This is a genomic window from Acidobacteriota bacterium, assembly GCA_016208495.1.
GTDB lineage: Bacteria > Acidobacteriota > Blastocatellia > Chloracidobacteriales > Chloracidobacteriaceae > JACQXX01.
The window spans coordinates 1-20723 of record JACQXX010000119.1 but is presented as its reverse complement, the minus strand read 5'-3'; the positions used below and the strand labels follow the sequence as shown (position 1 = coordinate 20723).

20 protein-coding genes are annotated in these 20723 nt (G+C 49.7%); 11 read left to right on the top strand and 9 right to left on the bottom strand.

Features of this window, described 5'->3' with window-relative positions; all coding sequences use genetic code 11:
• The first annotated feature begins 155 nt into the window (after nt 1–155).
• Nucleotides 156–623 carry a hypothetical protein gene (locus HY774_25160; protein ID MBI4751786.1) on the top strand — a complete coding sequence of 156 codons (468 nt, stop codon included), beginning with the start codon at nt 156–158 and terminating at the stop codon, nt 621–623.
• A gap of 156 nt (nt 624–779) precedes the next feature.
• On the opposite strand, the gene HY774_25155 is transcribed toward HY774_25160, so the two are convergent.
• Nucleotides 780–1202 carry a thioesterase gene (locus HY774_25155; GenBank protein ID MBI4751785.1) on the bottom strand — a complete coding sequence of 141 codons (423 nt, stop codon included), beginning with the start codon at nt 1200–1202 and terminating at the stop codon, nt 780–782.
• A gap of 220 nt (nt 1203–1422) precedes the next feature.
• On the opposite strand from HY774_25155, the gene HY774_25150 reads away from it, so the two are divergent.
• Nucleotides 1423–2298: a pseudouridine synthase gene (locus HY774_25150; protein MBI4751784.1), complete on the top strand. Its 876-nt coding sequence runs from the start codon at nt 1423–1425 to the stop codon at nt 2296–2298.
• 54 nt (nt 2299–2352) lie between these two features.
• Here the strand turns inward: HY774_25150 and HY774_25145 are convergent, their stop codons facing one another.
• The 6 genes from HY774_25145 to HY774_25120 form a co-directional block, all read right to left on the bottom strand.
• Nucleotides 2353–2778, bottom strand: a complete 426-nt coding sequence (locus HY774_25145; protein ID MBI4751783.1) for an ester cyclase — start codon at nt 2776–2778, stop codon at nt 2353–2355.
• On the bottom strand, nt 2775–3899 hold the full coding sequence (locus tag HY774_25140) for a dienelactone hydrolase family protein (protein ID MBI4751782.1): 1125 nt from the start codon (nt 3897–3899) through the stop codon (nt 2775–2777). The genes HY774_25145 and HY774_25140 overlap by 4 nt, the downstream gene beginning before the upstream one ends.
• A 194-nt stretch (nt 3900–4093) precedes the next feature.
• Entirely contained in the window at nt 4094–4753 is a 660-nt protein-coding gene (locus HY774_25135) for a GNAT family N-acetyltransferase (protein MBI4751781.1), read from the bottom strand.
• Between the two features lie 319 nt (nt 4754–5072).
• Nucleotides 5073–5468: a hypothetical protein gene (locus HY774_25130; GenBank protein ID MBI4751780.1), complete on the bottom strand. Its 396-nt coding sequence runs from the start codon at nt 5466–5468 to the stop codon at nt 5073–5075.
• Nucleotides 5469–5624: 156 nt separating this feature from the next.
• Nucleotides 5625–6143: a cysteine hydrolase gene (locus HY774_25125; GenBank protein MBI4751779.1), complete on the bottom strand. Its 519-nt coding sequence runs from the start codon at nt 6141–6143 to the stop codon at nt 5625–5627.
• A gap of 49 nt (nt 6144–6192) precedes the next feature.
• The gene (locus tag HY774_25120) at nt 6193–7032 is read right to left on the bottom strand and encodes an alpha/beta fold hydrolase (GenBank protein ID MBI4751778.1); all 840 of its coding nucleotides are present in this window, start codon (nt 7030–7032) and stop codon (nt 6193–6195) included.
• A gap of 264 nt (nt 7033–7296) precedes the next feature.
• On the opposite strand from HY774_25120, the gene HY774_25115 reads away from it, so the two are divergent.
• The 3 genes from HY774_25115 to HY774_25105 all read left to right on the top strand — a co-directional run bounded on the left by HY774_25115 (nt 7297) and on the right by HY774_25105 (nt 11402).
• Nucleotides 7297–8778, top strand: a complete 1482-nt coding sequence (locus tag HY774_25115) for a helix-turn-helix domain-containing protein (protein ID MBI4751777.1) — start codon at nt 7297–7299, stop codon at nt 8776–8778.
• 276 nt (nt 8779–9054) lie between these two features.
• Nucleotides 9055–9555, top strand: coding sequence for a methylated-DNA--[protein]-cysteine S-methyltransferase (locus HY774_25110; GenBank protein ID MBI4751776.1), 501 nt, complete (start codon nt 9055–9057; stop codon nt 9553–9555).
• 371 nt (nt 9556–9926) lie between these two features.
• On the top strand, nt 9927–11402 hold the full coding sequence (locus HY774_25105) for a B12-binding domain-containing radical SAM protein (GenBank protein ID MBI4751775.1): 1476 nt from the start codon (nt 9927–9929) through the stop codon (nt 11400–11402).
• Nucleotides 11403–11615: 213 nt separating this feature from the next.
• Here the strand turns inward: HY774_25105 and HY774_25100 are convergent, their stop codons facing one another.
• Nucleotides 11616–13958, bottom strand: a complete 2343-nt coding sequence (locus tag HY774_25100; GenBank protein MBI4751774.1) for a copper-translocating P-type ATPase — start codon at nt 13956–13958, stop codon at nt 11616–11618.
• Between the two features lie 22 nt (nt 13959–13980).
• On the bottom strand, nt 13981–14622 hold the full coding sequence (locus tag HY774_25095; protein MBI4751773.1) for a MerR family transcriptional regulator: 642 nt from the start codon (nt 14620–14622) through the stop codon (nt 13981–13983).
• Between the two features lie 716 nt (nt 14623–15338).
• Between HY774_25095 and HY774_25090 the strand changes: the two genes are divergently transcribed.
• The 6 genes from HY774_25090 (at nt 15339) to HY774_25065 (ending at nt 20612) form a co-directional block, all read left to right on the top strand.
• Nucleotides 15339–15617 carry a PAAR domain-containing protein gene (locus HY774_25090; protein ID MBI4751772.1) on the top strand — a complete coding sequence of 93 codons (279 nt, stop codon included), beginning with the start codon at nt 15339–15341 and terminating at the stop codon, nt 15615–15617.
• A 54-nt stretch (nt 15618–15671) separates the two neighbouring features.
• A complete protein-coding gene (locus tag HY774_25085) occupies nt 15672–16076 on the top strand; it encodes a hypothetical protein (GenBank protein MBI4751771.1) in 405 nt (134 codons plus the stop codon).
• A 61-nt stretch (nt 16077–16137) separates the two neighbouring features.
• On the top strand, nt 16138–17190 hold the full coding sequence (locus HY774_25080; protein ID MBI4751770.1) for a hypothetical protein: 1053 nt from the start codon (nt 16138–16140) through the stop codon (nt 17188–17190).
• A gap of 10 nt (nt 17191–17200) precedes the next feature.
• On the top strand, nt 17201–18364 hold the full coding sequence (locus HY774_25075; GenBank protein ID MBI4751769.1) for a WG repeat-containing protein: 1164 nt from the start codon (nt 17201–17203) through the stop codon (nt 18362–18364).
• Between the two features lie 51 nt (nt 18365–18415).
• Nucleotides 18416–19597, top strand: coding sequence for a WG repeat-containing protein (locus HY774_25070; protein ID MBI4751768.1), 1182 nt, complete (start codon nt 18416–18418; stop codon nt 19595–19597).
• Between the two features lie 43 nt (nt 19598–19640).
• The gene (locus HY774_25065; GenBank protein MBI4751767.1) at nt 19641–20612 is read left to right on the top strand and encodes a WG repeat-containing protein; all 972 of its coding nucleotides are present in this window, start codon (nt 19641–19643) and stop codon (nt 20610–20612) included.
• Nucleotides 20613–20723 lie beyond the last annotated feature (111 nt).

The window sequence follows — 20723 nt, the reverse complement described above, 5'->3', positions numbered from 1 at the left end:
TGGCGTCGGTTGGGGGTTATGCGATGATACGTCCATCGATCTACTCCTTTGTTTTGGTATGTTGAGACTCGAGTTCTCATATCTTCTAACATATACAAAACAAAGGTTTAGATCAATTTTCAAAACTCGCAACCAGTTCACTGATTGTTTCAACTTTGCTCAGCCTGTTGATCGCCTGCTTTTTTGGGTGGATGTTTGGAAAACTCTTACTCACCGTTCATCGCTTTCGAGTTGTACCCTATTACAATCGCAGGATCGAAGACCCAAATATTGATACCTGGTTGACAGGTGAGGCCATTTTTCAGAACCTGAAAAATCTCGATGATCTGTGCGATCAGGCTGGCGTTCAACGAATGACCGGGTTTGGGTTTTTGGATGATTTGGACGGGGACAAAATGACCTGGCACAATGCGCTGGATGGCCTGGTCACCACTCGAACGCTGATCAACCACCTTTACACCGAGGAATCCGACACGACCAGCCTCCTGGGTGAACTTGAACGAATCGAATATGCACTCACCCAGGCAGCCTCAAAAGACATTCAGTTTGCCTTCATCTTGCGCCCCGTTGATGGTGGAACCTGCAGCCAGGAAATGGAAATCAGGCAGGGGACGTTTTGGTAACTCCGGGTTCCGCGCTTCCGGGTTTTCGGAAGAGATGAGGGATGAAAGAAATCACTTGTCACCTTGTCAGTTGGTCATCTTGTCCGGGTTACGGGTTCTTCGAAGGTCTTGATTTCTAACCACTAACCACTAATCACTAATCACTAAATGGTTTCTTCATTCTTCTTTCTTCTTCCGGGCGTCATCTTTGGCTTTGATCCGGCGGTTGAAGCGCTCAATGTTAATTGGGACTCGGATGTGCTTCCCTTCACCGATTTTTTCGGTTCCATCGTGGGCTTCAACAGTAAAGGTGACCGATGCTTCTGAAACATCGATCACTTCGGCACGAGCAGTCACGTGCATGCCGACCGGCGTGGCCGCCAGATGTTTGATGTCAACGCCATACCCAACCGATACCCAGCCGTCAGGTAAAAAGGGTTGAATCGCCACGGTGGCAGCCACTTCCATCAGGTAAATCATCATTGGCGTGCCATACACTTCGGGCATGTCGTCATGAAAATGGGCTACAGTTAAATCACGTGTTACTCGGGTTGATTTGCTGGCGGTTATCCCAAGTGGGATTAATTCTTTTAAATTCATTGGTTGGAAAATCCTTTGTTCATTGAAAATGGCACATATGGTCGCGTGATTTCCGATCACTGGTGAAAACCCATTTTCCATCTGACAAGACAATTGGGCGAGTGGCTTTTCCGACTATGGAGTAAACTCGCTTGAGAGAATTTGAAATTCCAGGACTCATTTTCTGGCTCTTTCCTGGAATTTCCAAACTGGAGGAACGGCGTTGAAATCACCACTTCCGATGGTTGACGGAGTCAGCCCCAGTTCAAAATGGCTGCCGGTCGGTCACTGGAAAACACTCTTCGATTTTTTGCAGGATCAATTTCCTGAAGTCGAGCCAGCGACGTGGCTTTCACGAATGGCAAAAGGACAGGTCGTGGATGAAACCGGGCGCTGCCTGGATGCGAAAAGCCCGTACTCCGCTGGAAGCTGCATTTTCTACTACCGGGAACTGGAAACCGAGCCTCACATCCCGTTTCCTGAAACGGTCTTGTTTCAGGACGAACATCTTCTGGTTGCAGATAAGCCACATTTTTTGCCCGTGGTTCCAGCCGGGCGATTTTTGCAGGAAACGTTGCTTGTCCGGCTCAAGAAAAAATTGAATCTGGAGTCGCTGGTGCCACTCCATCGGATTGATCGGGAAACGGCGGGACTCGTTCTGTTTTCGATCAATCCGGCGACCAGAACTGAGTACACGATGCTTTTTCAAAACCGAAACATTGAGAAGGTCTACCACGCACTCGCCGCACTTCACCCAGAACTCCGATTTCCTCTGATCCGACACAGCCGAATTGTCACCGGCGAACCTTTTTTTCGCATGCAGGAAGTTGACGGCCCACCAAATACCGAAACCTGGATTGATCAACTTGAACGGCGAAACAACCTGGCGCTCTATGAGTTAGGGCCACGAACCGGCAAAAAACATCAACTTCGCCTGCATCTGACGGGACTTGGGATTCCGATTCAAAATGACAGCCTCTACCCGGAAATCATTCCGATGGCAGAAGATGACTTTTCAAAACCGCTGAAACTCCTGGCCAAATCGCTGGCGTTTCGTGACCCAATAACCAGACAGGAACGGTTTTTTGAAAGCACACACATACTCAGATCATCCTGATCAACAGCCACAAATACACTCGAAAAAAGTTAATCTCACCGATTGATTACTATTTCAGCCGCCAAGCTGGCGCTGAACCGCGGCAAAGTCGAAGTACACTTTCTCATTCATCAGACGATCTTCTTCAAAATCAAAAATGCAGACCAGTGGCAACACCAGTTTTTTTCCTTTGGCTGGAATCCCTGCCCAGTCTGCCTGATGAGTACCTGTCATTTGGGCTTCGACAATCACAGCGTCATCGGCGTGGTGAAATTTGATTGGTTCAAAATGAAAATCCGGGAAACCGGTCACTAAACCGCCAACCAGGTCCCGAACGGGCTGTTCCCCTTCAAAAACCGCGCCCATTGGGAAAACCTCATATCTGGGACTGTGAAAGCTGGCAATCATGGCGTCCAGGTCGGCGTTGTTTTCTGCATCTATGTGACGTTGCACGGCTTGCTGCCGTCGGTCTCGAAGTGAATCACTGGAATGTGATGTCATAGTGTTTCCTCTTTCGTTTTGCCACTCTGAAATGAATTGGTTTGATGCACCATCACCGTGATGCCCCGCTGGGCAAAGTCAACTTCCAAATCGCTGAGCAAAAACCGTTGCGCGGCTTCATTCCTATTGAGCCGGGCGTCGAGGTGCGCCAGCGTCAGCCCACGTACAAACAGGTGGGCCTCGTCTCCGGAACAAAGTTCGGTTATCGGTTGCATTTCTTTCGGAAGCCAGGCCAGTTCTCCTGGAAATGACATCTTCCGAACAGCTTCGTGGATTTCCTCAACGTGGTCCATAAAGTGCAGGTGGTCAGCCCGGCGTAAGATCACCATTTGTTTCGGAGCCGGAGTCCGGTCAAAGAGTTCGTACATTCCGGCCAGCGGGAGCGAAACATCATTTTCCGCCACCAGATACAGGGTCGGGACATCGCGCCCCCAGTCAAAAGCAAGCGTCAACGGAAGAATTCCTGGTTTGGGATTCGAAGCGCCGCCCGGCGCAAGTGCCACGACCGCCTGAATGCGCTCATCCACATCAGGCAGTGCCAGAGCGGTCCAGCCTCCAAAACTGTGCCCGACAATGCCAATCCGGTTGGGATCAAGATTCAGTTCCGTTCCTTGGCTCAACAGAGAGTCAAGCAAAAACCTGGCATCCGGAACGCGGTTTGAAATCACCACTTCCCAGCGCCGGGTCTTTTGCTCCTCCGTCTCGCTTTCCCTGCGTGCCAGTTCCTGGGATAAAGTTTCGGAATGGTCCAGTGCAGCAACCACATACCCATGGCTGGTCAGGTGAGTACACAGAAACGTCGCTGCCCGCCGATGTCCGCCACCCGCATGAGAGTAAAGAATCAGCGGAAACGCACCTGGTTGGGCACCAGCATCACGAACCGCACTTTGAATCCGTGGAATATTGATCTGTGGAAGTGGAAAGGTGTCCTGCGTTTCGGTCGCCAGATCCTGACCAGCATGCCGGGCTGTTGCTGGATACCAGATTTCACAGGGAAAGAGGCGATTCCGAGCCGAATCAAGTGCCTGAATTGTTCTCACTCCAACCGGAAACAGACCTCTAACAAAGGGATCATATTCACCAACCAGAGAGGTTTCTCTTTCAATGGAATGCGGTTGCATCTTCTGATTTTCCTTCAGGTTATGCCATTTAGGGTTCAGGGTTCGGGGTTCGGGGTTCAGGGTTTGAAAACCAGGATTCAAGGTTGGTGTCTTTTGCGTCCTTTGTTTTGGAAAAGACAAAAAGGACCGAAAGGACGCAAAGGACAAAAAAGAATTCGAAACCCCTGAACCCCAAACCCTGAACCCTAATCGGGTTACAACATCGGCAGCCGGTGGCTCCGGATGAGGTCCACCATCGAGGAAGCCGCCTCCCGCAACAACCGCTGGAGCGCGGATTTGTGATGGAGTTGTTCCTCATTTTCAATGTGATCATCTGAGTTCGTGTGATTTAAGGGAATATCTACCGTAAGGCAATCTCCATTGTCAGCAACCACAACCGCTCCAGCATCCTGGAGGGCATGGCGAACCAGTTCATTTGACGTCAGAACCTCAGCCCGAAAATGCTCGATGCCTCGTTCTTTGGCTGCTTTCGCCAGTGTTTCAAGCAACAACCGCCCCAGCCCTCTGTGCTGCATACCATCAAGAACCGTTACTGCCACTTCAGCCACAGTAGGCTCCTGCTCTAATCGAACAAACCGTGAAATCCCAATCCCGCGCTCGGTCTTCAGGTCGTCCGACCCGGTAACCGCAATGATGGCAACGTGATTGTACCCATCCACTTCGGTCAAATAGTGGAGCATTTCATCTGAAAGGCTTTGCAGTGGAGTCAAGAACCGTCGAAAACGGGACTCAGGTGAGAGTGCCTCAAACCCACGTCGGAGTTCATGCGCATCCTCAGGACGAATATGCCGGAGTTCAATCCCGGTACCGTCGGCAAGAATATGTTCGGCATGGAAATCTGGACCAAACTTCATTGAAATGTCTTCCTTTACCTGATGCCTTTTGACGGCCTGTTCATACCTCAGTGATCAGATTTTGTCCCTGGTTGGAACAGAAAAAAGCCCTGTGGTGAACGCATTTTGGCTGTTGCCTGTTGAACAAGTGTCTCCAGCATTGTTTCCGAATCAGGATGGAGAGCAGGGGAAGAATGTGTCTTGGCTGGCGAATGCTGGGTTCGCGGAGGGATATTAGGGAGATAGTTCATCTCTGGCAAGCAGAATGACTGGGGATATCCCGGCAAGCGGAATCCCTTTCAAAGAAAACCGGATCTTGTCTTACCAAACTGGTGGTCAATTATTTTTCGATGGAGAGGAAGCTGAAAGGCGCAGACTTGTCTCTTCTTTGATCGCCTCCGCTGGCTGGATTGCATGAAATTGGGATACCAAGCTCCTGGGAAATACGCTGCCATTGGCCAACAGCATATGTGGCAACCTCATCGGTTGTTGCCCGTTGGTTGAGCTGCTTATATCGAAAGGTAAAGCCCATTGAGCCACAGTCTTGCTCAGCATAAATCTTTCGCCTGACTGATGTGTACTCGTCTTTTTTATCATGAATTTCCGCCCACAATTCGTGATAACAATGGAGGATTGTTTCAACACAATCCGGTGTACCGCCAAACGGTAAAGGTCGGTTATAAATAGCAGCAATTCGGTCGGTTATAAGATCTGAAATGTGCTCTGAGCTTTTCATAATCGTCAGCCAGCTTCAGCCTTTGAGAGAAGTATCTTTGGAGTGCGCTGACACAGTTAGCGCTTTCATTTGGGGCGACTTGTCGCCACGGTGAGCAAACCAATCAGCGACAAGTCGCTGGAAACAAAAGCGATGACAAGTCCTCGCACTCCAAATTTAACCAAGCGCCTGGGTTGATGGAACCAGTGGAACCCGAGTTGAGACAGCATGCAAAGCGATGTTGTGGAGCATTTCATTCACCGTCGTGCAGCAGTCAGGCAAAATCGTAACCTGATATTTTTCAGCTGATTTTGAAATGGAGGTGTGGGTCACACAGTTTTGGGTCATCATCCCGCATACCAGAAGTTCAGTGACGCCAAGCTGTGAAAGTGTCTCCTCAAGCGTTGTTTTGACAAAACTATCCGCAAATTCCTTGACGACAATCGGGGCATCAGGCGCGGCAGCCAGAATCCGGGGATGAACCTCGGCGCCGGTTGTTCCCTGGTTGAAAAAGGGGGCAATTCCCCGCTCGCTGCTGGCAATATGTTGAATGATGATCACCGGAATCTGCTGGTCACTGGCTTTGGAAATCGCCTGCTCAATGTTGTTGAGAACCGCTTCGGTATTCCACAGAGGGAATTTTCCGTCAGGAAAGTAATCGTTTTGAAGGTCAATCACAAGAAGTGCTTTGGTCATAAAATCAATTCCTATTTGGGTTTATGTTTTTTCACTCAATGTTCCAAGCTCATTTTGAGTCAGCCTTGAGAAAATGTTCGCGCAACATAGCATTGATTCGGTCTGCCTGGTGAATAGTCACGCCGTGCGAAGCATCGGTCAATTCAACAAATGTAGCTCCCGGAATTCCTTCTGCCAGCCGTTGGCCCAGTTTGGGTGGGGCAATCGGGTCGTGGCGAGCATTGACCACCAGCGTAGGGATGCCTGAAAGCTCTCCCAATCGGGAAGTGGCGTCATAGGCGCGCATGGCCGCCAGTTGTTTCATCGTCACCGGAGGCTGGTCGGCGATGTCATGTCCAAACAGTGGTTCAAGTTCTTCGGCCAGAACATCTTGATTGGTATCGGCCAGGGCTTGGGGAGGCATCACCAGTTGTAAGAATGCCCGTTGTCGTTGACGTCGTGTTCCCAGGCGGGTTCGCATCCCCACCCACATCATCCACGGCGTCGGCGGAGCCGCGTCTTTTCCACGTGCAAACGTGCAGAGCAGTGAAAGACTTCGCACCCGTTTCGGATTGGTGAGCGCAAACTGGACTGCAATTGGACCGCCAAGCGAATGCCCAACCACGTGCAAATCTTTCCACCCCTGGGCGTCTACCAGTACCCGAGCGTCTTCAGCCATCTGCTCGACAGTCAGTGGAACCGCAATCGGCTGACTTTTTCCCATTCCACGATTATCAAACGACAGGCATTGAAACTGATCGGCAAGTCCTTTGGTTTGGGGGATCCAGCCGTCTCCGTGAACAGCTACCCCTTGAATCATCAACACCGGCACTCCAGTTCCAGAAACACGAAAGGCAAGCCGGCACCCTTTGTGCTCAAGAAACTGAAGGTCACCTGGTACATTTTTCATCACCACATTTATTGCTCCTTCATCTTTTTAGGAAGTTAAACCGTTGGAAATTATAATATTTTATGGTTTTCGAACCCAGAACCCCGAACCCCGAACCCTGCTTTGGGAAAAGCGGTGTCAAGTCCTCGCACTCCAAAGCTTACAGGTCCGAAAATGGCCAGTTTCTTGAGAGGAAATCGAGTATAACTCTGACATCGAAACAAAAGCTGGCAATCAGAAGGTTGCCACTGTACTCCCTGGTCCTCACGATTGGCTACACACAAGATGAATATGAACCTCGATCCAGAAATTTGCTACACAGCCTTGAAGTCGCGCGATGCGCGGTTTGATGGAAAGTTCTTCACGGCGGTCAGAACCACCGGAATTTATTGTCGTCCGATCTGTCCGGCGATAACGCCTCAGAAACAGAACTGTACTTTTTACACAAGCGCGGCGGCGGCTCAGGAAGCCGGGTTCCGGCCCTGTCTGCGCTGCCGTCCGGAGGTCGCCCCTGGAATGGCGCTGCAACCCGGCATTTCAGCCACCGTCAATCGGGCACTCCGGTTGATTGCCGACGGGGCGCTGGATGAGAGCAGCGTCACGCATCTGGCTGACAAGCTCGGCGTCGAAGACCGCCACCTGCGCCGACTGTTTTCACGCTACCTGGGCGCGTCTCCAATCACAGTCGCCCAAACACGGCGGATTCATTTTGCGAAACAACTGCTGGATGAAACGAAACTGCCAATTACTGAAATCGCGTTTGCGGCGGGGTTTGGCAGCATTCGTCGGTTTAATGACGCGATGCTCCAGACCTATCAGCGTTCACCGCGGGATCTTCGACGGGATAAGCAGGACCATGAATTTTCACCTGGGACGGGCATTACAATTAAGCTTCCGTTTGCTCAGCCGTATGATTGGCCGGCACTGGTGCGGTTTTTGTCGGCGCGGACAACGGCTGGGATCGAAAGCATTTCGGAAGCTGGCTACAGTCGGACGATTGAGCTGGCGGGTCAGCAAGGGCTGGTGCAGGTCAAACCAGTTGCTGGTCAAAGACATTTGCTGGCAACTATTTATTTTCCTGAAGTTAAGTTGCTGGCGAATATTGTTGAGCGTCTGCGGCGGCTCTTTGATCTAAATGCCAACATTCTCGAAATCACAGCCCACCTTCAAACCGACCCGGTGTTGCACCCGCTGGTCGAAAGCCAGCCAGGACTCCGGGTGCCGGGTGCCTGGGATGAATTTGAACTCGCAGTCCGGGCCATTTTGGGTCAGCAAGTCAGCGTCCAGGCGGCCACCACGCTGGCGGGAAGGCTTGTCGAACGGTTTGGAACGCCACTGTCCGAAACCATGGCTGAACTTTCTGGTCCTCTGCTGGCCACATTTCCACGACCGGAAGTTCTGGCCAGCGCTGACCTGACTCAAATCAGACTCCCGCAAGCCCGTGCGGCGGCGATTTCGGCGCTTGCCCAAAAAGTTGTTGATCAGCCAGCATTCTTTCAAAGTTTTCAAACACTTGAAGATGCCGTCGAACAACTCTGCCAGCTTCCAGGTATCGGCCCCTGGACAGCCAACTACATCGCGATGCGGGCGTTGGGCGAACCCGATGCCTTTCCAGCCAGTGATTTGGGAATCAAGCACGCGCTGGAACAACTCGACCCGGACTTTGACCCCAAAAAAGTGACCGAACGCGCTGAAATCTGGCGACCCTGGCGGGCCTACGCCACGATGTACCTCTGGAACCCGAAAGATGACAAGGTGACAGACTGACAAGATGACAGACTGACAAGGTGACAAGGTGACAAGGTGACAAGATGACAAGGTGACAAGGTGACAAGATGACAAGGTGACAAGGTGACAAGGTGACAAGGTGACAAGATGACAAGGTGACAAGGTGACAGACTAACCTTGATTTTGACCTGAACCCTGAACGGATGACCTGCTGACAGAATGACAAGATGACACGGTGATTTTTTCATCCCTCATCCTTCAGCCCTCATCCCTTCCGAAAACCCTGAACCCTGGTTTTGAAAGGATTTTTCAGCCATGACTGAACTGTATTTTGATGAAATTGCATCCGCGATTGGAACGATTGTGATTATCTCTGACGGAACCGCGCTCTGTGCACTTGATTTTGAAAGCTGCAAGGAGCGAACACAGCAACTGCTTGAAAAGCGCTTTGGAAAGTTCACCCTCACTCGCCAACCCAATATCAACGGGTTTTCAGATCTAATTCGGGCATATCTGGACGGTGATTTGACGAGCCTGGAACAGATTCCGGTCAACACCGGCGGGACGCCATTCCAGCGGCAAGTCTGGTCAACCTTGCGCACGATTCCGGCGGGGAAAGTGATGTCCTACGGTGAAGTTGCCCAGAAAATTGGCCGACCAACCGCCAGCCGCGCTGTCGGAATGGCCAATTCACAAAATCCGGTGGCGCTGGTGTTGCCCTGCCATCGCGTGATTGGATCAAATTCCAAACTGACTGGCTATGCCGGAGGACTCGACCGCAAAGAGTGGTTGCTCAAACACGAAGGAGCACTGTAATTCGGGCCATTTCCCACCTTGTCCCCGCCCGGCCAGCCGCCGCCGTAGGCGGCGGCTGGCCGGGCGGGGGATTTTGGATTGGAGATGACCCGCATCCGGTGGTGGCGTGCCCAAAGCGACGCTGACCACCGGCTTACCTGACTCCATCCCTGCGGGATGAAAACCAAAAAACACTTCAACCCTTCACTGGCATTACTGACTACTGACTACTGGCTACGAACTGGCAGGACAATTTGAATGGGGACACATATTTAAGGTTGACTTGGAAAAGAACTTTAAATTATAAAGTGATTTATCAAATTTCACCTTGTGTGAATTCACTTCGGAACCATTCAAACTTTGACCACTCGCTTCCGTTGGAGATCCTGCCGATGAAAGTCAAAATGATCCTCCCGGCTTTAACCGAAGCCAAAAGCCCACTCTTTCGTCCCATCAAATATTCACTCTTTCCACCACTTGGGCTGGCAACGCTGGCTGCTTACCTGGATGAACATGATCAGATTGAAATCCAGGACGAACATGTTGAAACGCTGTCTTTGACTGATTCACCAGATCTGGTGGTGATTCAGGTTTATATCACTTCGGCTTTCCGTGCCTATCAAATTGCCGATCACTATCGCGCCCGAGGCGCCTATGTGGTGCTGGGCGGGTTGCACGTTACTTCCCTTCCAGCAGAAGCTGCCCAACACGCCGACACGATCTTTCTCGGACCCGGAGAAGACACATGGCCAGTGTTTTTAAAAGATTTCCGGGCTCGAACCCCAAAAGCGGTGTATCAGTCAACCTCACGCTCCCTGCTCGGAATTCCTCCGATTCGGCGTGATTTGATCAAACGCCACCTGTATTTGGTACCAAACTCCATTGTGGTTTCACGCGGTTGCCCGCATTCGTGCGACTTTTGTTACAAAGAAGCGTTTTTTGCTGGGGGGAAAGGGTTTTACACGCAGCTCGTAGACGATGCGCTCGCCGAAATTGACCGCCTCCCCGGACGCCACCTGTATTTTCTGGATGACCATCTGTTTGGAAACGTCAAATTTGCCACCGAATTGTTTGAAGGCATGCGTGGCATGAACCGGCTCTGGCAGGCCGCCGGTACGGTTCAGTCAGTCTTGCGACCAGCCCTTTTGGAGAAAGCAGTTGCATCGGGGCTCCGGAGCCTCTTTGTCGGATTTGAAACCCTGAGCCAGAAGAATCTTCGGGACCAGCAAAAACCCCAAAATCTCAACCGCGATTATTCAGCGGCGATTCGTCGGTTGCACGATCAGGGAGTTATGGTCAACGGGAGTTTTGTGTTTGGGATGGATGATGATGACCCCGGCGTCTTTGACCGCACCGTCGAGTGGGCAATTGAACAAGGTATCGAAACCGCAACCTTTCATATTTTAACACCCTATCCTGGAACCGCTCTTTACCAGCGAATGGAAGCCGAAGGCAGAATGCTCCATTCCAACTGGGATCTTTTTGACACCCGGCACGTCGTCTTTCGACCAGCAAAACTTTCGGCGCAGCAGCTTGAGGACGGCTACTGGAGGGCGTACCAAAACTTCTACCGCTGGAGTTCGATCTTTCAGGGTGCCGCCACCAAGCCTGGTTTACGAGAGAAAATCCGACACGTCGCCTATGCCGGAGGCTGGAAAAAATTCGAACCGCTGTGGGATCTGATCATCCGGGCACGTCGGGTTTCGACGATGCTGCCAGTGCTGGAACAGGTCCTGACCGGCCTCGGAGTCCATCGGCCACAAAAGAAAGTTGAAGATTCCCCAGCAATGTGGCCAGTTGTAAGTAATGCAAGTTTAGAGTTAGAAAAAAGAGTGGGTTTGAGCCCAGGAACTGGGCGGCATAATTAAAGCCTCGGGCGGAATGAGCGTCAGCAAATGGAGTCCGTGGCATCCTCACAGGCCAACGGAACCTGGATGGCGGTGGAATCCATCCCCGCTGATTCTGTTTTCCACGGATTCCGCTCCGCTCCACCCGTGGCTTTCATTATTTCGCCCAGTTCCTGGGCTTAAATCGGTCTTTTTTCAACTCTTTATTTCCCTTTCTGACAAAAACTCCACTGGTTACCGACCACGGACTGACTCAAACTTCCTCAACCGCAGAGCATTTGTCACCACAAACACGCTCGAAGTCGCCATCGCCACAGCGGCAAGGACTGGTGAAAGCAAAATTCCAAAGAATGGAAACAGAATCCCAGCCGCAACTGGAATCAGCGACGCGTTGTAGAAAAACGCCCAGAACAGATTTTGCCGGATATTGCGCATCGTGGCTCGCGACAGCCTTACGGCGGTGACAATCCCCAGCAGGTCCCCAGCCATCAACACCACTTCGGCTGACTCAATCGCCACGTCGGTTCCAGTGCCGATGGCCAACCCGACATCAGCTTGAGCCAGCGCAGGAGCATCGTTGATACCGTCTCCGACAAACACCACGGTGCGGCCCTGGGCCTGATATTTCTTGACGACTTCAGCTTTTCCAGTCGGGAGAATTTCGGCTTCGACATCTGAAATTCCCAACTGACGGGCAATTGTCTGGGCTGTGTGCTGGTTATCTCCGGTCACCATCACCATGTGCAATCCATTCTGGCGCAATCGGTTCAAGGCTTCGGGTGTGGTGGGCTTGATCTGATCAGCCACCGCCAGAACTCCAGCCAGTTTGCCGTTGATGGCGGCAAAGAGTGGGGTTTTCCCTTCACCGGCCAGCCGGGCGGCGACCTGGGCCAGCGTTTCACTTGAAATCCCCTGCTTCGTCATCCAGCGATCAGCGCCGACCGAGACCTGATATCCACCGATTGTTCCCTGAATCCCAAACCCTGGAACGGCTTCAACAGCGTGGGCTGGAATCAGTTCCAGGTTGCTGGCCTGAGCATGTTGAACAATCGCGGCTGCAATCGGATGTTCTGACCGGGCTTCAAGCGAAGCCACCAGCTTTAAAACCTCGGGCCGTTCCCAGCCTGGCAACAGCACCAGGTCAGTTAACTGGGGCTTGCCACTGGTCAGTGTTCCAGTTTTGTCAAACAGGATGGTGTCAACTTCACCAAGGGTTTGCAGCGCATCGCCTTTGCGGAACAACACGCCAAGTTCGGCAGCTTTTCCGGTGGCGACCATAATCGAAGTCGGCGTTGCCAGTCCCATGGCACATGGACAGGCAATGATCAAAACGGCCACGGCATTGACCAGTGCCAATGAAAGCGATGGCGTTGGGCCAAACGTGTACCAGACCAGGAACGTCAGTACGGCAATCACCAGCACCACCGGTACAAACACCGCCACCACTCGATCAGCCAGTGCCTGAATTGGTGGTCGAGACGTTTGCGCCGCTTCCACGGTTTTGATGATTTGTGCCAGAATGGTGTCAGCACCAACCCGGACAGCCCGCATTTGGAAACTTCCGTTCTGGTTGACAGTCCCACCCAAAACGACGCTTTCCGGCTCTTTTTGAATCGGGAGTGATTCGCCGGTCATCATAGATTCATCAACAAACGATTTCCCCTCAACCACCAGGCCATCCACCGGGATTTTCTCACCTGGACGGACATTGAGCCGGTCTCCGACCAGTACTTTTTCAACCGGAAGATCAAATTCTTTCTCGCCGCGCACCACGTGGGCCACAGCCGGTTGGAGCGCCAGCAAATGCTTGATCGCCACACTGGTTTTCCCTTTGGCCACGGCTTCAAAATATTTCCCGAGCAAAACCAGCGTGATAATTGTGGCTGAGGCTTCATAATAAACGTGGGTGGTGCCCGGTGGCAGCCAGCCTGGAAAAAAAGTCGCCACTACGGAGTACCCAAAAGCCGCACTGGTGCCGATCATCACCAACGAGTTCATATCCGGGCTGCCTGAACGGAGCGCCGCCCAGCCTTTCCGGTAAAATCGAACCCCAGGCCCGAACTGAACTCCACTGGCCAGCACAAATGACAGATACCAGAGCGTTTGCATTGAAACAATGCGCATCAGGGCGTGATGGAGTGGCGGAATGAGCATCGGAATCATTTCAAGGAAGAACAAAGGCAGCGTCAGCCCGGCAGCCAGCAGAAGTGCATTCCGCAACTGGCTGGTTTCACGTTGTTTTGCTTCTTCAACTTCGGCTCGCTGATCAGTTTCGGCTGAGGCAGGTTCGATGACGTCATAACCGGTATCACGCACGACCGAAACAATGTCGGCCAGGTTCACCTGATTCCGATCAAAAGCCACGGTTGCCTGTTCGGTAGCCAGGTTCACCACAACCTGATGCACTCCGGGAATTTTCGCCACTGATTTTTCGACCCGGCGAACACAGGCAGCGCAAGTCATTCCCAGCACTGGAAAGGTCTCGGTTTGCACATCCCCTGCGTCACGAATGTGCCCAGGTTCATTGATTGGACTGTATTCTGTGGATGGTAAAGTCTTCACGGCTTCATACTTCATAATTCATAACTCATAATTTGCTTCATTTGAGTTCAAAACCGGCATCATCAATTGCCTGGGCCAGCGTTTCGCGTGACACCTGGGCTGGATCGTAGGAAATCTCAGCCGATCCAACTGCAACCTGATGGACTTCAACACCTGTCACGTTTTTTAATGATTTTTCGACGGCCCGGACACAATGTCCACAGCTCATGCCTTCGATGGTTAATGTTTCAGTGTGTGCGTTGCTCATATGGTACTCCCTTTCATTTGAAAAAATTAAGTTTAGACCCAGACTGCCATCAATCACGTGCAAAATAGGACAATCTTCGGTGGTGCCGTGCCCATCGCACAGATTTGACAGGTCCTGAAGTGTCGCTTTGAGCCGTATCAAATCACAGATCCGCGCTTCAATATCGCTGATTTTGGATTCGGCCAGTTGTTTGACTTCAGCCCGATCCGCGCTGGGGTCAGCCCGAAGTGAGAGCAGCTCTTTGATTTCTCGAAGCGAAAACCCAAGCTCCTGTGCTCGACGAATGAACTTGAGTCGCTGCAGATCCTGTTCGGAAAATTCACGGTAGCCTGATTGCCGGCGTTTTGGCTCAGGAAGCAATCCGGAGCGTTCGTAATAGCGAACGGTTTCAATATTGACCTGGGCGGCTCGTGCCAACTGACTGGTTTTCATCCTATCTTCGGCGTGGAGACCCGGTCCTGGCTGGGCCGGGAGGAAACGCCGCTCCTTTTTGAGTTGATACGAAAGCGGGAAGAACGAGCCCTTCCCGCCCTCGATGTGATGTAAAGAGAATACATCACACACCGATTTGCATCGGGTAGTGCGTACCGGTCTGACTGTGACCGCCGACCGGATTCGACATCCTCTCGACCGGATTTGGGAAGGTTTACCGTGACCGGCACTGGCACTGACTCCCATGCTGGGTTTAACCGGTCACCGTAGTGCAGCGAACTGAGGCGGCATTCGCTGGTACCTATCGATTCTTCCCAATCGTTTCCCGTGATTTGCACGGGGGTCTGGTCAACTGGAGCTTGAACCAATCTCCCCACACCGGCCATCCGTCAGGATGGCGTCGTGGCTTGACGACTCAAGTCCGGCCCTCAAGGGCCGAGTCTGTTGACATCAGCTCTCCTTTCAACACCCACAGTCTAAACCCTGTACCTTACTCCAGAGTCAAGCACTTTTTTCCCAGGTTTCAGGAAAAAACCAGTTTGAAGCCGGGTTTCCCTTCAAATTGAATTTAATTTTTCCTGTCAATTTGGATTTAAATCTCCATCTCGTCAGTTGATATTTCCTCTTATTTATTTGATTCTACAATTATTACAGGTTTGGCGCGCTTCTTGCCTTAAGGAATAGCTAAATGAGAATAAGGAGACCTGCCAGCCTTTATGGGAACAACCACGAAACCACTGCATGCGTCGCGACTCAGCCTTGATACCGATACGGATCCATCAGTCATTGTGACAGCGGCCAAACAAACTATCACGGATGGGAACTTTCAAGCCCGACTTTCTGACGCCCTGGCTTGTGGCGGCGTGATTGTGACGGGCGCTCCGGGCTGTATCGTTGAAGGTAAACTTGCTGCCCGCGTCGGTGACGCTATTTCACACGGCAGTGTTTTGATGACTGGTTCTGACAAGGTGGTAATTGGAAATGTTGGCGGATAAAGATCATCCGCACGCCAAAAAATATTTTCTTAAAACAAATGAGGTCAATAATTTATGATTATCCGCAATACTTTTTTTGATCGCTACCTGGAAATGGTAACGGTTGGGTACTTTCAGTATCATACCGAAGCCCCAACTGACGTGACCAAATACCGGTCAATCATTGAAAAAATGAAACGATGCGCGGTTCAGTTTCAGGAACTGGATGTGCTGAAAGTAGCCTTTGACTATTACCTGAGTCACCCGGAAATCAGCTTTGCCAACCATGGGGGGCGCTTTCCATATACTGATGCCGAAGTTCGGGAAATCATTCATTTTGCCCGTTCAGTTATCTGGCCCGACAATCCTCCGATTGACGAAGAAGCCGTAAGCAACCTGCAATTTACGCCGGACCCACTGCTTGAACTTCGACAACGGTGGAATCAACAAAAGGATCAGGCACTGAAACAACCCGCCTGAGCTTTTTTCAAAAGAAGATGCTGGTCAACTTGTGATTTTGATTTAACCGGAGAAAAACGTAATGCGTCAGATTCAAATCCGTACGGCTGAAGGCAAGAAAGTCATCGTTCCCGAACTCAATGGCTCAATTGGGTACAAGGGTCAAAACCAGGAGACTGAAGTTCGCAAGGTGCAATGGCTGTTGCGTGAGGTGTATGCCAAAGGCCATTTCAAAGGACATTTTGGAGCAGATTTAATTGTCAACGGCAATGGGAATGACGGCTACACGATGATGATGATTCATCGCATTCAGGAAATGTACAAACTGCCGCAGACCTCCACGATTGGCCCGGCTTCCTCTACTTTTCTGAAAATTGTGGAACTGGCCAGCTCAAACCCGCCTCTGCCATCAGGAAAACCCGATTTTGGCCGAATGGTAGACGACAACGAGCGCTTCCGGATTTGCCTGCGCTATATCAAGGAAAAAGCCAAAGGGGATGTCACCGGCCCGCTCAGGGACCTGGATAATGGGAAAAAAGTCATCATGAGCCTGCGAAGAGAGAACAATACTCGGGACAACGCCGGACGGGGAATCTATGACGATTTGACGATGGTGATGTGGAAAGAAAAAAATGTTATCAACAACATCCGAATCTTCGAGAGCAACACCGAGCCTTCCTCCCGGTATGAAGGGAGCCGTACAAAGAGAGGCGAAGGTAATGATGTTGATGGTGACGGAATAAATGATCTGGGGCGTGTCCCGGACGGAATCTATCAATATTCTAAAGTGTTTCATCGAGAGACAGGTAGGTTTGGCCCTATCCAAAATGACAAACGAATACTAGAAGAAAACGACCCAATCAAAAACCCCGATTATAATATTTTAAGGTCAACAAAAAATATCTACGCTGAACGTGATTCAAATCATGATGGAAGATTTGATAAAAATGACCCGATTAAGTTTCGGGACAGGTTGAATGCCTTTTATACTTTCTATTTTCACCGGGGGGGTAGCAACAGCACAGGTTCAGCCGGTTGCCAGACGATGAAACAAGCTGTCTTTGATCGATTTTGCACTGCGCTGGCAAACCAGAACACATTTTACTATGTCCTCGTGACAGTCGAATTTTTATAAGGCTAACTATATGAATCTATTCCTTAAATCGAGCTTTTTTCTTTTGTTCCTACTGGGAATGAATTGTCAATCTCATCAAGTGCAACCACCTCCAGTCAAGCCACAACCAACACATCCAAAGGAAGAACCAAAGAACCAGTCATTGATTCAAGAACAACCAGTTCCTGATCATTTATTTAAAGTGGAAATGGATGGTTTTTTAACTTTTTTTGATCGTACTGGCAGGATTAAAATCTCTTCGTCATATGTTGAACCTCAGATGGGCGGGGTTTCAGAAGGACTATGCCCGGTAAAGCTTTCAAGAGATTCTGGTATTGGGTATATCAATCTAAAAACACAGTTAGTTATCCCGGCAAAGTTTACTTATGCCCGTAGGTTTTCAAATGGTTTGGCTGTTGTCAGCATAGGAAATGATTTTGGGTTTATTGACCACTCTGGAGAATTTGTTATTCCTCCCATTTCCCGAATATGTCCTGAAGATGCACAAGAAGGATTTGTCCTGATTTGGCCAAGAGATAAAGGAGCACAATATCTTGACTTACAGGGGAACCTGAAAATTCAAGGAAAAAAGCGCTGGCGTTATTTACCATTTTCGGAAGGCGTTGCCATTGTTAACCCTCCGGGTGACAGTAACCTTCCAACTGAAGTCATTGATACATCAGGAAAAGTACTTTTTAAGCTTCAACCTCATCTTGAATTTTCCTATGGATTCTCTGAAGGGTTGGCGCCAGTTCTCAACACTCGAACAAATAAGTATGGATATGTGGATAAAACAGGGCGAGTTGTCATTCCTTATATACTCACCTTGACTGAAGAAGAATTCTTGCCTGGATTTAGTGATTATCGTGCTTTCCGCGATGGTCTGGCTTTAGCAACGCCAGATGGGAAGAAAGTGGGATTTATTGATAAAACCAACAAGTTTGTGATCAAACCCCAATTTGATTACGTCTCTCCCTTTTCTGAAGGCGTTGCCTTTGTCCGAAAAGGAAATCAGTCGTATTTCATTGATAAAAAGGGAAACCCTGTAATTATTCCAGAAATTGATAGCCGAAGTGATGGGTTTTTCTTCGAGTTTAGAAACGGGTTGGCCCACGATAAAATTGGCTTTATTGACAAGACAGGAAAATATGTCTGGAAATGCCCTGACCGCACTACGTGTTATTTCCCTGATTAAACAACCCGCGAATTTATAAAATGGTCAAGGTCAATCTTGAAGGAGGTTTTCATGAAAGCATTCATGGGATGTATTTTTCTTTGCCTGTTGAGTCAGGGACAGCACTGTCAATCTCATCAGGTGCAACCAGTTCCAATCAAATCACAGCCAATTGCTACTTCTCAACCAGCTCCCCCTCCAGCACCTGAACTTCCGAAAGAACCACCTGATCATTTGTTTCGAATTAGAGTAGGCAGCAGTTGTGGGTATATTGACCGCACAGGTAAAGTCATTATTCCGCCACAATTTGGATCCAACTCACGCAGTTTTTCAGAAGGGTTGTGTGCGGTCGAGGTCCATGATCCTGACCCGATGAAACCATCAAAAATCGGATTCATTGACCTGCAAGGGAAAATGGTCATTCCGCCACAATTTACAAAAGCAGATTTCTTTTCAGGAGGAACTGCTATTGTCGAAGTTGATGGGAACTATGGTGAAATTGACCGAAATGGGAAGTATGTAACTCCACTACAATTAGCTCCATTGTATACCTGTTTCCCCGATGGCTTGGAGCTTATCAATGATGACACAGGAAGTTATTTTGTTGATCGGAAAGCAAATATCGTAATCAAACCTCGTTCGGGTGTTAGTTATTATCATTTCTCTGAGGGATTTGCCCAGGCGGAATCGGGAAATATCGGGAGAACCCAAACCTATCGGTTCATTAACCAAAAGGGACAGTTTGTCTTTCCATATTTGGGATTGCTTCCCCATTGTTCGGATTTCTCAGAAGGGCTTGCAGCCGTTTCCCTTCCAGAATCAAAAAGATATGGATACATTGACCGAACTGGCAAGTTTGCTATCCCGCAGATTTTGGAATTCGAGCCAGCAGAAGGGCCTGACGATATTATAGGTGATACAATTCCAGCTTATTCAGATTTTTCTGAAGGACTGGCGGTTGCGCTGAAAAAGGGAAAATATGGCTATATCAATAAAACGGGGAAATTTGTGATTCAGCCTCAATTTGATAACGCCTCTTCATTTTCTGATGATCTAGCCTTTGTTTCGAAAAGCGGAGAATCTTATTTCATTGATAAAAAAGGAAATAGAGCGATCACTCCGGAAAAGGACAGCCATAGCAACCAGAATTTCTCTCCATTTATCAATGGTCTGGCTTGCGACAATATTGGGTACATTGACAAAACCGGGAAATACGTCTGGAAGTGCCCAGACGGAAAACGATGCTGGGATTGACCAGAGCCGTGTCTGGCAAATCTTCCAATTTAAGGACAAGAATATGAAAAAATATTACCTACCAATTGTAAACCTCATTCTTTGTTTCACAATTGGGTGTCAATCTCAATCAGAAAGTTCGATTTTCGCTCAATCAGGCTCATCATCCATTGAACCTGGTAGCCAGGAAAAATCCAGCCGCTCATCTGTAATTCCCGACCATCTCTTCAGAGTCTCGATTGATGGGTATACTGGCTTTATTGACCGTACTGGAAAACTGGTTATTCCGCCTCAGTTTGGCCCACGGACCGAGGGATTCTCAGAGGGGCTCTGCGCCGTTGAGGTGCTTCCGCCAGGCGGCCTTTCTGAACCGGAACTCTATTATTCTTCTGAATTGACCGGGAAAAAATTTGGCTATATTGATTTGACTGGGAAAATGGTGATTCCGCCCCAGTTTGACGATGCCCATCCATTTTCAGATGGAGTCGCAATTGTGGACAACAACTCTCAAACCGGGTGGATTGACCATCAAGGGAATTTTGTTCGTCCGCTTACAATGCTTGAAGATGAACAATCAACCGGTTTTCGACAAAACCGCCTATGGGTATTAAACTCTTTCCTCCAGACTTACTTCATTGATAAAACGGGGAAAACCGTTATCAAACCGATCCCAGACCGGCTCGTTGGAAAATTTCAGGACGGGTTTGCTCAAACACGCCCAAATTATTTTGACCCACAACGCCCACCACAATTTATCAATTTAAATGGTAAAGTTGCCTTTAAAAACCTGAAACCATTTGACTGTATCACTGACTTCTCTGAAGGACTGGCAGCGGTCTCTCCTGCCGGCTCAAAGAAGTTTGGCTATATCAACACCCAGGGGAAATATGTCATTCCTCCAGTCTTTCGCGTTGAGGTCGAACATTCACGTGCCATTTCCGGTCCAGTGATTCCTTCATACTCAATGTTTTCAGACGGAATGGCGGTTGTCCCCCAGGGAAACAAATATCTCGTGTTTTACCAATTGAGAAAGTGAGGTGACAAAAGAAGGCCCGATCAGGAAAAATGGGAAGATATGAAAAAAACAATACTCAAATTTCCAAATGATCAAGGCCGGGAAGCAGTATATCTGGCCGGAATGGCAGTG

Bases quoted from the DNA above. Each gene is read 5' to 3' on its own strand.
- HY774_25105 (MBI4751775.1), top strand. From the start codon at position 9,927: ATGAAAGTCAAAATGATCCTCCCGGCTTTAACCGAAGCCAAAAGCCCA.
- HY774_25080 (MBI4751770.1), top strand. From the start codon at position 16,138: ATGCGTCAGATTCAAATCCGTACGGCTGAAGGCAAGAAAGTCATCGTT.
- HY774_25130 (MBI4751780.1), bottom strand. From the start codon at position 5,468: ATGAAAAGCTCAGAGCACATTTCAGATCTTATAACCGACCGAATTGCT.
- HY774_25075 (MBI4751769.1), top strand. From the start codon at position 17,201: ATGAATCTATTCCTTAAATCGAGCTTTTTTCTTTTGTTCCTACTGGGA.
- HY774_25085 (MBI4751771.1), top strand. From the start codon at position 15,672: ATGATTATCCGCAATACTTTTTTTGATCGCTACCTGGAAATGGTAACG.
- HY774_25065 (MBI4751767.1), top strand. From the start codon at position 19,641: ATGAAAAAATATTACCTACCAATTGTAAACCTCATTCTTTGTTTCACA.
- HY774_25150 (MBI4751784.1), top strand. From the start codon at position 1,423: ATGGTTGACGGAGTCAGCCCCAGTTCAAAATGGCTGCCGGTCGGTCAC.
- HY774_25095 (MBI4751773.1), bottom strand. From the start codon at position 14,622: ATGAAAACCAGTCAGTTGGCACGAGCCGCCCAGGTCAATATTGAAACC.
- HY774_25140 (MBI4751782.1), bottom strand. From the start codon at position 3,899: ATGCAACCGCATTCCATTGAAAGAGAAACCTCTCTGGTTGGTGAATAT.
- HY774_25135 (MBI4751781.1), bottom strand. From the start codon at position 4,753: ATGAAGTTTGGTCCAGATTTCCATGCCGAACATATTCTTGCCGACGGT.
- HY774_25070 (MBI4751768.1), top strand. From the start codon at position 18,416: ATGAAAGCATTCATGGGATGTATTTTTCTTTGCCTGTTGAGTCAGGGA.
- HY774_25155 (MBI4751785.1), bottom strand. From the start codon at position 1,202: ATGAATTTAAAAGAATTAATCCCACTTGGGATAACCGCCAGCAAATCA.
- HY774_25110 (MBI4751776.1), top strand. From the start codon at position 9,055: ATGACTGAACTGTATTTTGATGAAATTGCATCCGCGATTGGAACGATT.
- HY774_25115 (MBI4751777.1), top strand. From the start codon at position 7,297: ATGAATATGAACCTCGATCCAGAAATTTGCTACACAGCCTTGAAGTCG.
- HY774_25145 (MBI4751783.1), bottom strand. From the start codon at position 2,778: ATGACATCACATTCCAGTGATTCACTTCGAGACCGACGGCAGCAAGCC.
- HY774_25100 (MBI4751774.1), bottom strand. From the start codon at position 13,958: ATGAAGTATGAAGCCGTGAAGACTTTACCATCCACAGAATACAGTCCA.
- HY774_25125 (MBI4751779.1), bottom strand. From the start codon at position 6,143: ATGACCAAAGCACTTCTTGTGATTGACCTTCAAAACGATTACTTTCCT.
- HY774_25090 (MBI4751772.1), top strand. From the start codon at position 15,339: ATGGGAACAACCACGAAACCACTGCATGCGTCGCGACTCAGCCTTGAT.
- HY774_25120 (MBI4751778.1), bottom strand. From the start codon at position 7,032: ATGAAAAATGTACCAGGTGACCTTCAGTTTCTTGAGCACAAAGGGTGC.